The 12,467-nt window shown below is 54.4% G+C and carries 10 protein-coding genes; 4 read left to right on the top strand and 6 right to left on the bottom strand.

Going from position 1 to position 12,467, the window contains the following annotated elements:
* The first annotated feature begins 105 nt into the window (after positions 1-105).
* The gene (locus tag ACUN8H_RS17930) at positions 106-1,749 is read left to right on the top strand and encodes an FAD-dependent oxidoreductase (protein WP_445533400.1); all 1,644 of its coding nucleotides are present in this window, start codon (positions 106-108) and stop codon (positions 1,747-1,749) included.
* Between the two features lie 75 nt (positions 1,750-1,824).
* Here ACUN8H_RS17930 and ACUN8H_RS17935 read toward each other — a convergent pair whose 3' ends face one another.
* The 5 genes from ACUN8H_RS17935 to ACUN8H_RS17955 form a co-directional block, all read right to left on the bottom strand.
* A complete protein-coding gene (locus ACUN8H_RS17935) occupies positions 1,825-2,049 on the bottom strand; it encodes a hypothetical protein (protein WP_008956668.1) in 225 nt (74 codons plus the stop codon).
* Between the two features lie 495 nt (positions 2,050-2,544).
* Complete coding sequence (gene glpK, locus ACUN8H_RS17940; protein ID WP_445533401.1) at positions 2,545-4,032, bottom strand: glycerol kinase GlpK; 1,488 nt, start codon at positions 4,030-4,032, stop codon at positions 2,545-2,547.
* Positions 4,033-4,154: 122 nt separating this feature from the next.
* Positions 4,155-4,913, bottom strand: coding sequence for a DeoR/GlpR family transcriptional regulator (locus ACUN8H_RS17945; protein WP_290694982.1), 759 nt, complete (start codon positions 4,911-4,913; stop codon positions 4,155-4,157).
* A 126-nt stretch (positions 4,914-5,039) separates the two neighbouring features.
* The gene (locus ACUN8H_RS17950; RefSeq protein WP_445533426.1) at positions 5,040-6,923 is read right to left on the bottom strand and encodes an SLC13 family permease; all 1,884 of its coding nucleotides are present in this window, start codon (positions 6,921-6,923) and stop codon (positions 5,040-5,042) included.
* 368 nt (positions 6,924-7,291) lie between these two features.
* Positions 7,292-8,269: an NADPH:quinone reductase gene (locus ACUN8H_RS17955; RefSeq protein WP_445533402.1), complete on the bottom strand. Its 978-nt coding sequence runs from the start codon at positions 8,267-8,269 to the stop codon at positions 7,292-7,294.
* A gap of 225 nt (positions 8,270-8,494) precedes the next feature.
* On the opposite strand from ACUN8H_RS17955, the gene ACUN8H_RS17960 reads away from it, so the two are divergent.
* The 3 genes from ACUN8H_RS17960 (at position 8,495) to ACUN8H_RS17970 (ending at position 11,664) form a co-directional block, all read left to right on the top strand.
* A complete protein-coding gene (locus tag ACUN8H_RS17960) occupies positions 8,495-9,250 on the top strand; it encodes a glycerophosphoryl diester phosphodiesterase (protein ID WP_445533403.1) in 756 nt (251 codons plus the stop codon).
* 47 nt (positions 9,251-9,297) lie between these two features.
* The gene (gene nfo / locus ACUN8H_RS17965) at positions 9,298-10,155 is read left to right on the top strand and encodes a deoxyribonuclease IV (protein ID WP_445533404.1); all 858 of its coding nucleotides are present in this window, start codon (positions 9,298-9,300) and stop codon (positions 10,153-10,155) included.
* A gap of 93 nt (positions 10,156-10,248) precedes the next feature.
* The gene (locus tag ACUN8H_RS17970) at positions 10,249-11,664 is read left to right on the top strand and encodes an amidase (protein ID WP_445533405.1); all 1,416 of its coding nucleotides are present in this window, start codon (positions 10,249-10,251) and stop codon (positions 11,662-11,664) included.
* Positions 11,665-11,757: 93 nt separating this feature from the next.
* On the opposite strand, the gene ACUN8H_RS17975 is transcribed toward ACUN8H_RS17970, so the two are convergent.
* Complete coding sequence (locus tag ACUN8H_RS17975; RefSeq protein ID WP_445533406.1) at positions 11,758-12,192, bottom strand: hypothetical protein; 435 nt, start codon at positions 12,190-12,192, stop codon at positions 11,758-11,760.
* Between the last annotated feature and the right edge of the window lie 275 nt (positions 12,193-12,467).

Raw genomic sequence — 12,467 nt, forward strand, 5'->3', positions numbered from 1 at the left:
GGCGGGCTCTGGCTCGCCCTGCCAAGGGTTTCATTGGCGGTATGCCAGAGCTAAAGAGACGACACCCACTGCAACCGGGCTATTGATTGGTTAATTGGATCCGCTATGAAACTGCGAAATCGAAATATTGAGAAGTTACCCACTGAAACCTTTGATGCCCTAATCATTGGCGGCGGTATCAATGGCGCGGCCACCGCAGCGGCATTGGCGGGTAAAGGCGTAAAAGTAGCCTTAATTGACCGTGGCGACTTCGCCGGCAGTACCAGCATGCACTCCTCCAATCTGGTATGGGGTGGCATTAAATATATGGAAAGTAAGGATTTTGCACTGGTTCGCAAACTGTGCAAAAGCCGCAACCACTTAATCAAAAGTTACCCTTCTACGGTGCAGGAAATTCGTTTCCTAACCACTATCTCAAAAGGTTTCCGCCACTCTCCCCGTTACCTGTGGGCGGGAACCTGGCTTTACTGGCTGATGGGCAACGGCTTCACTAAACTGCCGCGTCTGCTTTCACCCAGCAAAATCAAGCAAGAAGAGCCTATCATCGATATTAAGGGTGCGGTGGGCGGATTCGAATACTCCGACGCTTACCTGCACGATAACGATGCTCGGTTTGTCTTCAACTTTGTACGCCAAGCGCTTAACTACGGAGCAATTGCCGCTAACTACGTCGAGTCGCTCGGCGCTGAGCGCCAGGATGGCCTTTGGGTCACCAAGGCGCGCAACGTGATGGATGGCAGCACCTTTGATATCCGCGCCAAGGTACTCATCAATGCGGCCGGCCCGTGGGTAGATCAGCATAATGAGCTGACAGGTCAAAAAACCACGCATCACCATCTCTACTCGAAAGGCATCCACCTTATCGTTCCCCAATTGACCGACACACAACGGGTATTGGCGTTTTTTGCTGACGATGGTCGGCTGTTCTTTGTGATTCCCATGGGCAACCGCACCTGCATTGGTACGACCGATACTCATATGGAACATCCAGAGGTGGAGGTCACCGCTGACGATATCGCCTTTGTCCTGGAAAATATCAATAAGCGCCTAACGCTCGCTAAACCGCTTACCCAAGGCGACATCATCTCAACGCGCTGCGGTGTACGGCCATTAGCCATCAAAGATAATCAGGGCAACGATCGCGACTTTCTGCAGCTCTCGCGTAAGCACGTGGTCGATACCAACGCCGAAAGCGCGCATATCAGCATCTTTGGGGGCAAGCTGACCGACTGCTTGAACGTAGGTGATGAGATTGCCGAAGAAATTAGCCAATTGGGCGTTAACCTGACAGACCCCAATTTCCGCTGGTACGGCGAACCCCCCAAGGCTGTTAAACAGCAGTTTATGGATCAAGCCAAGCGTATGAACCTGAATGCCATGACGGCCACCACCTCGTCTGAACTGCTCTCCACAAGGCTCTGGCGGCGCTACGCCGACCAAGCCATTCAGATGTTAGAGAAAATTCGCCAGGATCCCGCCCAAGGCGAAATTTTAATCGAGGGCACCGAGTATATTCGCTGCGAGCTTGAGCATGCCCGTGATCACGAAATGATCACTCAGCTTGAAGACTTTTTGCGCCGTCGTGCTAAGGTCTCGCTGGTCGTGCCCCACGAGCAGCTACGCCATTCAAATGGGTTAAAAGAGGCTTGTCGGGTATTGTTTGGCGATGATGCCGAGAAGCGCTTAAACAACTACTTCGAACACCACCGAGATACTTCATTACCGTTTACACCCGCGGCTAAAGGTTAAGCTTTTTAAAGCGTAAAAAGTAAAAAGCCCCCTCAACGCAATGAGGGGGCTAATTTTTTTACCGATTTAATTGTTTTATTCTTCATCTTCAATACGAAGTTGGGAGTCTCCCGCGAGCACTTCATCCCAGGCCTCTTCCAGTGTGCAGCCTGAACGACTATCCACTGTATCGATAACCTCAACCGCATGTTGCAGCGACTCACGGTTGCCCTTCAGCGCCACCACTAGCCTGGCGAGGTCTTGCTTACTGAAGGAGCTGGCGATGCTATTGGCTTGTTGGCTCAGTTCGATGCAGTTCATTAGTAATACCTCATGGTATGGTCATCCGCTGCCCAACCGGTAATCAGTTTAAAGCAGCCATCTTAGTTAACGACGTATGGTGACGTTGCTACTCATGCTGGGCCGGGTAAGTGCCCAGTTCGGTAACTGCGAAACGGTCACAAGCGTTAAGACCTTCGCCTTGTAGCACTTGGGTAATACTGAAGCGCTATGGTTCTGTAGCAAGAATGAGGTTAGTGGTTCGGGATAACGAAACACCGCCCTGATCCATGACTTCACTATGGGTCACAGGCACAAAGCTAACAATGCGTCATTGGCCGCAGGCATGGTTGTAACTCGACTACATAACCGCGCAATAAGCGATAATGTTGTTAAAGACTTTCAAGAGGGGCGCTAAAAGCGAATATAGGAGGCCAACTGTTTAATTGGCCGCTATATTATAAAGAATCGAAAGAAACAATAGATAGTGTGCTTAAGTAGGGGTGCTGCACTGATTAGTTGAATTCAGGTCATTATCTAAGGCGTAGAGCGGACTCTAGACACTGCATCCAACCAACCTTGGTAAAGCTGCTCACGTGTGGCCTCTTCCATAGTGGGCATAAAGCTCTTCTCGCAGCGCCATAGCTGCTCGATCTCTTCCAGGGTTTGATACCAGCCCAAACGCAGTCCAGCCAAGTAAGCTGCGCCCAACGCGGTGGTTTCCAATATGGTGGGGCGATCTACCTGCACACCGAGCATATCGGCCAGAAACTGCATCACCCAGCTGTTCTTCACCATGCCACCATCGACGCGAAGCGTGCCGGGGGGGGCCTCCATATCGTCGTTCATGCAGTGCTGCAAGTCGCGGGTTTGATAGCACACGGCCTGTAGCCCGGCAGCGACAATTTCCGCAATACCGGTATCACGGGTCAATCCAAAAATCGCTCCTCGCGCTTTGGGATCCCAGTGCGGCGCACCCAAACCGGTGAAGGCAGGTACCAAGTAAATGCTATGGCCGCTGCGTGTTTCCCGGGCCAGTGCTTCGGTTTCCGAGGCATCGGCAAACAGGTTAAGCCCGTCGCGCAGCCACTGCACCGTTGCGCCGGCCACGAAGATACTGCCTTCCATTGCATAAGTCGGCTTACCATTAAGACGGTAGCCGATGGTGGTCAACAGGCGGTTGCGGGAGAGAGATGGCGTTTCACCGGTGTTGACGATCATGAAACAGCCGGTGCCATAGGTACTCTTGCCCATACCTGGCTGAAAACACGCCTGCCCGACCAAGGCAGCCTGCTGGTCCCCTGCTACCCCCGCGATAGGCAGAGGTGCGCCCAGCCAGTGCGCCTCGGTGGTTCCGAAATCATCGCTGGAATCTTTCACTTCGGGCAATAAGTTGCTGGGAATATTGAACAGTGCTAGTAGCTCGTCATCCCACTCTTGGGTATGAATATTGAACAGTGCCGTGCGTGATGCGTTCGTTGCATCGGTGACGTGCTGCTGGCCACCGGTCAACCGCCAGATAAGAAAGCTGTCGACAGTACCGAAGGCCAGCTCCCCGCGCTCGGCGCGCGCTCGTGCGCTATCCACATTATCCAGAATCCAGGCAAGTTTGGTCGCCGAGAAATAGGGGTCAATCAGCAGGCCTGTCTTGGCTTGAACGATGTCGGTGTGCCCTTTATCGCGCAGCGCCTGACACAAATCCGAAGTGCGACGGTCCTGCCAGACAATGGCGTTATAAAGCGGCTTGCCGGTCTTTCGATCCCATAAAAGGGTGGTTTCCCGCTGGTTGGTAATACCGATCCCAGCAATCTGTTCTGGCGTAACGTCCGCATTCGCCATTACATCACGACAGGTAGCCACCACCGTTTCCCAAATATCTTCAGGGTCGTGCTCGATCCAGCCATCATGCGGGAAGTGCTGGGTGAACTCCTGCTGAGCAACGGCAGCCACTTGACCCTGGCGGTCGAAGAGAATGGCGCGTGAGCTGGTGGTACCCTGATCAATGGCAAGTATATAAGAGGACATATCGAGTTCGCTTTTTTGTAGTGTCTTTCGATTTTGTTTAATTGCTTTCGCTTTATTATGTTTTAAGGCTACTCCAGCCGCTCGAAATGCTCAAGGGTGAAACTGCTACAGGAATCGCCCACCTAAGCGATATGCAAAGCGACATCGTGCTGTGTCAGCAAACGCTGGATCGCTTCTGGCGGTTTGCGGTCGGTAAATAGTGCATCCAACTGCTCCAGGTTGCCCTGCCGAACCACGGGGTTACGATGAAATTTGGAGTAGTCTGCGGCTAAGTAGATACGCCGCGAGTTGGCAATAATCGCTTGAGCGACGCGCACCTCCTGGTAATCAAATTCCAGCAGCGAACCATCCTCGTCAATACCACTAATACCGATAATGCCGTAATCCACTTTGAACTGATTGATAAAGTCGATAGTGGCTTCGCCGATGATCCCGCCATCGCGCGAGCGCACCTGCCCCCCGGCGATGATCACGGTAAAATCCTCTTTATGCTGAAGAATGGCCGCCACATTGAGGTTGTTGGTGATAATCTCGAGCCCCTGATGCTCCAACAGCGCATGGGCAATCACTTCATTGCTGGTACCGATATTGATGAACAGCGAAGCGTGGTTGGGGATGTGTTGCGCCAGGCAGCGGGCTATACGCTCCTTCTCTTCCAAGTGGAGCGTCTTGCGTGTGCTATAGGCGGTATTGACGGTGCTCGATTCGATGCCTACGCCGCCATGCACGCGGCGCACCCGACCTTCGTCAGCCAGCGTGTTCAAATCACGGCGAATAGTTTGCGGCGTTACCGCAAAGTGGTCAGTGAGCTGTTCGATACTCATATAGCCGTGCTGGCGAACTAGCTCGACAATGGCATCCTGGCGAAATTGTTGATTCATAAGCCCAGCCTGTTCGATTTTTATTGGTTTCTGAACGTATTAGGGTAGCAAAATTTTCGAAATCTAATAGCACTCATCAAGCGCTTCACTTCCACCACCCCGACAGGCCGAATCGTTAGGCGTCTTCTAAAGCGGCCATACCAGAAGAATCAGCGGAATAGCGACCGCTAATACCACTAGCGAAAGCGGTAGCCCCAATTTCCAGTAATCGCCAAACCGATAGCCGCCAGGGCCCAGCACCAGCGTATTCGATTGATGTCCGATCGGCGTCAAGAATGCACAAGATGCACTCACAGCCACCACCATTAGGAACGGGTCGAGCGAAACATCGAACCCATTGGCTAGGCTTACCGCGATCGGCGCCATCAGCAGAGCTGCCGCTGCGTTATTGACCACATTCGAGAGTAGCATGGAGAGCAGAAACAGCCCCACCATAGTGACCACGACCGGCCAGTCACTGCCAAAGCGTAGCAGCGCATCGGCAATTAGGTCAGCACCTCCACTGGTTTCTAGCGCCTCCCCGACGGGTATCATGGCGGCCAGCAACACGATCACAGGGCCATCAATGGCTTGATACCCTTCGCGCAATGGCAATACGCCAATCAGTAGCGAAATCAGCGCTGCAGTGCTCATGGCCACAGCGGCGGGCAGAAGATCAAATAGCATGGCAATGATTGCTAGGGCAAAAATAGCAATCGACATAGCAAGCTTACGCGGCTGCCCAAGATGCAATTCGCGACTTGCTAGCGGCAGACAGCCCAGTGAGGCCAAACTCTCAGAAATTTCGTTTTCACTGCCCTGAAGCAACAACACATCGCCATTTTTAAAGCGGATATCACGCAGCCGCTGCTTCAGGCGCCCCCCATCGCGGGCAACAGCGACCAAATGAAGGCCAAACTGATGGTTCAAGCGTAGTTGACGTACGCTGCGGTTGATCATCATGGAGTCATTACGCACCACGGCTTCAATTAGTTGCAAGCCCTCGGTATCGACGGGCTGATGATCCTGTGCAGACTCTTTGTTTTTAGCGGTATTCGCGCCACCGCCCTCTTCACCATCGGCGCTGGGCGCCACGTCTTTCGCCTCCTCTTCGAGTTCGGCAATTGCGCTGAGCCCCACTTTGTCTTCCAGCAACTGGAGTTCATCGGGCCCTGCTTCCAACAGGAGAATATCGCCCTCCTCCAATGCACCGTGGAAGTTATAGCCAGCACGACGATTATCATCGCGGACGACCGCTAGCACGGGTATGGTCTCATCCAGCTCGTCACGCAATTGTTGTAACGTTAAACCTTTGGCTTTTGACTCTTCACCGACCTTCAATTCCACCAAATAGTTGGCGGTATCGAACATTTCCTCGGTAGAAGCCTGGCCGCTGCGCTTGGGCGTCAGGCGCCAGCCGACCAGCACGATAAACGCAAGCCCCGCCAACGCCACCGCAATGCCGACGGGTGAAAAGCTGAACATGCTGAACGCATCGCCTGTCACATCGCGCCGGTAGCTGGAGATAATGATATTCGGCGGGGTGCCTATTAACGTGGTCAGGCCGCCAAGCAATGAACCGAAGGCCAGCGGCATTAACAGTAAAGAGGGTGAGGTGTTGTGTTCACGAGCCAACCGCATCGCTACCGGCAATAGCAGCGCCAGAGCGCCCACATTGTTCATAATTCCCGACAGCAGAACGACGGTACCGACTAATACCAGCAGTTGCAGCAGTAGGTTTTCCCCCACTTTGAGTACTTGGTGGGCGATAATATCGACCACCCCGGAGCGCTCGAAACCGCGGCTAAGCACCAGTACCGCAGCAACGGTGATCACCGCAGGATGTCCGAAACCGGTGAAGGCGTCTTCTGCAGGCACAAGCCCCAACATGACCGAGCCCAGCAAAGCCGCCAACGCGACTAAGTCGTAGCGAAATCGCCCCCATATAAACGCGACAAGCGTCAATCCAAGCACAATAAACACCAACGTACTCGGCGTTAGCGCCAACCACCCTAGCCCTAACGTGTCCATGCTAAGGTTTTCACCCACTAAGTTTTCAACCGACATCCTTTTCCTACTCCCTTGCCACCGCTTGATAGCGGCGGCATACGATTGATCCACGCAACCTTTTCAGCATGGCTATTTCTTACGCACATTAGACGTTTACTATACATGCGTATAGACCCTGCATACGCTAAACACATAAACACTTAACTTTAAAAGCAAAAAAGCCCGGCAAAGCCGAGCTAACACAGTTACGATAGTCTTTTAAGCCCTACTGGTACAGTGCGTAGCATTCGGCCCAGGCCAGCTTGTCGATAACGTGGCAAGCGTTGAAAGCCGAATGCGCCAGTTGAGGAGGTATGGCGATGTAAAGCGCGTATATAGTAGGGTAGAAATTAGGGCAACAGGATAGTCGAGCCGGTGGTCTTGCGGCTCTGCACGGCATCCTGGGCTTTACCTGCTTCTGCCAGCGGGTAGCGGTTGGCGATATCGATGTTGACCTTGCCGCTCTCCAGCATGGCGAAGAACTCCTGGCACATCATTTCCAGACGCTCGCGCGTGTCGGCATAACCGTTCAAGCTTGGGCGAGTCACGTAAAGCGCGCCCTTCTGGTTGAGGATGCCGATATTGACACCATCCACCGGGCCAGAAGCGTTGCCGAAGCTCACCATCAAACCCCGTGTTTTCAGGCAGTCCAATGACATCTCCCAGGTATCCTTGCCTACCGAGTCATACACCACATCGCACATTTCGCCATTAGTCAGCTCACGCACCCTCTCGGCCACGTTCTCTTCGCTGTAATTGATCGTCGCCCAGGCACCATTGGCCATGGCCAGATCCGCTTTTTCCTGGGAACTGACGGTACCAATCAATTTGACGCCCAACGACTTCGCCCACTGGCAGGCAATCGACCCTACCCCACCGGCAGCCGCATGGAACAGAATGGTTTCGCCGCCTTTCAACTCATAGGTCTGGCGCAGCAGGTACTGCACGGTCAGGCCCTTGAGCATGCTGGCCGCTGCCGTCTCGAAATCAACGAAGTCGGGGAGCTTGACCACTTTCGCCGCTGGCAGCGTGTGCAGCTCGGCATAGGCGCCCAAGGGCCCTTGAGCGTAAGCCACACGGTCACCAACAGAAAGGTGTTTCACGCCAGCCCCCACTGCGTCGACGACACCCGCGCCTTCGGTGCCAAGGCCAGAAGGCATCGCCGGGGCAGGATAAAGCCCGGTGCGAAAGTAGATATCGATGAAGTTGAGGCCAACGGCTTTGTTGGCGATACGCACTTCGTCCTGGCCGGGTTCAGCGGGGGTCGCGTCAACCAGCTCTAGCACCTCGGCACCGCCAGTCTGGGCAAATTGGATACGCTGAGACATTGAGATTTCCTTTCATTAGTGGGTTTATGAATAATAGACAAGACAATAGGTGCCGCTATACAAGCGCGTCACCGCGTTTAAATCAAGCTAGCATGCTAGTGCCTTTGTTGACTTAGCGGACATATTGGACCGCGCGGACTTGACGACTAGCGTGATGAAACGCCGCTGTCATACACCCATGCTAAAATTACACCCCTTTTATCGTCTAAGGCGTAGAGATTTGTCATGACGCATCCCGCTATTCAAGTTCCCGCCCTAATTGCGCACCGCGGCTACTCAGCCGCCGCTCCCGAAAACACCCTGGCAGCCGTGCGCGCCGCCCATCAAGCGGGAGCGACCTGGGTAGAGCTGGATGTTCAATTGCTCGGAGATGGCACACCGGTCATCTGGCACGATGCCGATGTGGCGCGCTGCTCAAACGGGCGTGGCAGCTTGGCCTCAATGAACTGGGCAACGGCGCAAACGCTGGATGCGGGCAGTTGGTTTGGCGATCGCTTTGCCGGTGAAAAAATGCCCCACCTGGGTGAGATGCTGGCGCTGCTTAATGAGCTTGAAATGGGCGTCAACATGGAGATTAAAGTCAACCGCGGCCGCGATCCCATTGCCCTGGTGGAGCGCGCACTGCCAGAGATGCTGGATACGCTGCCCAGCGAGCGTCTGATTCTCTCTTCCTTCAATGCCGAAGCACTCGTCCACTGCCGTCAGTTGGCAGGTAAGGAGCGCTTGGCGCTGGGCGTGCTGTTCGGCAGCGTACCCAAAAATTGGCGTGCACAGTGTGAAGCCATTGAGGCCTTCAGTGTGCACCCTGACTGGCCACGCTTGAAACGTGCTCAAGCCGATGCCATGCAAGGGGATGGTTACCAAATATTGTGTTACACCGCCAACGACCCCAGCGCCTTCCATAGCCGCTGGGGGTGGGGCATCGCCGGTGTAATCACCGACGAACCCGCCGCGTTCAAGCGCTTTCTCGATAGCCATTGACCCTACCCTACCTATGAAGCCGATCAAACAGTGACAAGGAGGCCGTTGTGAAATACCTGGGAGCTCACGTGAGCGCCGCCGGTGGCGCGGATCAAGCCGTTCATCGAGCCGTGGAAATCGGTGCTAATGCCTTTGCACTGTTTACCAAAAACCAGCGCCAATGGCAGGGTAAGCCGCTCACCGATGAGGCTATTCAAGCGTTTCGTCAGGCTTGCGCCGAACACCGCTTCGCGCCGGAGCAGATCCTGCCTCACGACAGCTATTTAATTAATCTTGGCCACCCGGAAAAGGAAGGGTTGAACAAATCCAGAGCGGCGTTTTTGGATGAGATGCAGCGCTGCGAGCAGCTTGGTCTGACCCTGCTCAATTTCCACCCGGGTAGCCATTTGAACAAAATCAGCGAAAGCGACTGTTTAAAGCGTATTGCAGAGTCGGTGAATGAAGTGCTGGCGCATACCCAAGAGGTGACAGCAGTAATTGAGAACACCGCCGGCCAAGGGACCAACCTGGGGTGGCGCTTCGAGCATTTGGCCGCCATCATCGATCAAGTGGATGATAAAAGCCGGGTGGGTGTATGTATTGATACCTGCCATGCGTTTGCCGCCGGCTATGACCTGCGCAGCGCAGAAGCTACACAAGCCACGCTGGACGAGCTGGGCAGCGTAGTGGGGTTCAACTATCTACGCGGGATGCACTTGAACGATGCCAAAAGTGCCTTTGCCAGCCGTGTGGACCGCCACCATAGCCTGGGCAAAGGGAATATCGGCCTGCCTGCTTTCACCACCATTATGCAGGACTCCCGCATCAACGCGATTCCGATGATTTTAGAAACCATCGAACCCGCTATCTGGGCTGATGAAATTAGCTGGCTGCGTGTCCAGGCAGCGAAAGCGTCGATCGAATAAGCATTACCGTCGTAGCTGCGCCTTTGCACGCAAGGCGATGCTTGCCTACCCTTAAACTCCTTTCCCAAGCCCAGCCGACGTAAGGAGCGCCCGATGAGCGGTAACGATCTTGGCAGTTTCGATGCCCAGACCCTAGCTCAGTTGTTTAAAAGCCGCGAAGCCTCTCCTCTTGAGGCGACCCGCGCCGCCCTTGAGCGCATCGAACGCTTCAACCCCGCTATTAACGCCTATGTGCATGTGGATGCAGAAGGCGCAGAGTCAGCGGCGAAAGCCTCAGCACGGCGTTGGGGGCAAGGGAAACCGCTAAGCCCCATCGATGGCATCCCCATATCACTGAAAGATTTGACCCAGGTAGCGGGCATGCCCTGCCGCGAAGGATCGCTCACCGCTTCCGATGCGTTATGCGACACCGATGCACCGCCTGCACGCATGCTACGCGAAGCAGGCGCGGTGATACTGGGTAAGACCAATACCCCTGAATTCGGCTGGAAAGCGGTGACCGATAACCGCGTTTTTGGCGCCACCGCCAACCCCTGGGATACCCGCTTAACTCCCGGCGGTTCATCTGGCGGTGCTGCTGCTGCCGCCGCGCTTAATATGGGCGTGCTTCACCAAGGCGGCGATTCGGGTGGTTCGATACGCATTCCCGCAGCATTTACGGGGGTGTTTGGGTTCAAACCCACTTACGGCTGGACCCCTCAATGGCCCCCCGCCAAGGAGCCCAGCCTTTCACACCTGGGCCCATTGACCCGCACAGTACGTGATGCGGTCAGTATGTTGAACGTTATTGGCCGCTACGATTACCGTGACCCCTACGCCACACGCGGGCAGCCTGAGTGCTGGGGTGTCGATTTGGATAAAGGGTTGGCCGGGCTGCGGATTGGCTACTCGGCGGATCTGGGTTACGCAAATGTGGACCCGCAAATTGCCGAGCGTGTGCGTGAAGCGGCGACTCGTTTGGAAGCGTTAGGGGCTGAAATAGTCGAGATAGACCCCGGCTTCTCATCGCCACTGGATACCTTTCGTAAGCTGTGGTTCACCGCTTCTTTAGAACAGTGGTCGCAAACGGGGCAAGATCAACGCCCCCTACTGGACCCCGGTATGGTGGCAAATGCCCGCGAAGCAGAACCCTGGAAAGCCGTTGAACTTTTTCGTGCCCTCGCCGACCGGGCAGCATTGACCCAGCGACTGGAACACTTTAACCAAACGTATCATTTGCTAATGACGCCCTCGGTGGCCGTCAGCCCGTTTGAGATTAATCAGGAAGTGCCTCCTGGCAGCGGCATGCAGGATTGGGAAGAGTGGGCACCGTTTAGCTATCCCTTTAACCTCAGCCAGCAGCCTGCCGCCTCGGTCCCCTGCGGGTTTACCAATGAAGGGTTGCCGGTCGGCTTTCAACTCGCGGGCGGGAAATTTGATGACATCCGTGTGCTACGCGCTTGCCACGCTTATATGGAAGCGCACCCCCCGCGTTTTCCCAGCGCCCCTAACCCTACCCAGCTCGCTTGATCATTTATCGCTTTAGTGATGCCCACCAACAAAAACCCCAGCAAGGCTGGGGTTTTTGTTAGCTACCAATTGGCCTGAATAGACGCTTCAGCACTACATCGCCGATAGCTTCTCTTCATCCAACACGCCCGACATGCGCACCATGGCCAACGCTTCGTCAAGATTGTCCATTTCTTCAATCATAATTAATTCGTTCTCTAAGCTAACCGGCTGGCCAGCCGTATCGGAGAGTATTTTTTCCAGGGAAGCCACATCCATAGCGTCGTCTAAGTGGTGAACATCTATGGAGGCACTGTTACGGCCTGGCAAATAGATGGTGCCATTAGAGAAATCCACGGCGTAGGCAATCACACCCGGAACGATAAAAAACAGTAAACCTACCCCATTGGCGATAGCGACAACCGGATCGATATCACCGCTCATCTGGCCTTTCCGCTCAGGGTAAAACAACGTACCACAACCACTTAATGACACGATGGAAACGCCAACTACGGCGCCTGTCAACCAGCGACGAACTGCTTGATGCATGGAAAGATCCCTCAATCAGAAAAGTAACCATAGTCGGCCTAACCTGCTGTGGCGCAGCGTTTTTTTATGACTATTCATTGCCGACCATCGCGCCCTAAACCAGCGTAGTCTAGCACAGCCTGCCAAAAGCATAGATGATTTAGCGATAAGCACTATTTTGCCGCTTTAACGACTAGGCCGTACAATGGCCCAATTCAACGCTAATGGGGCCAAGCCCCGAAGGTGAGTAAGGCTTCTTCCCAGCACCCGCTCTTATAAACACTATTTTAAGCTCT

This window comes from Vreelandella sp. V005 (genome assembly GCF_052645115.1).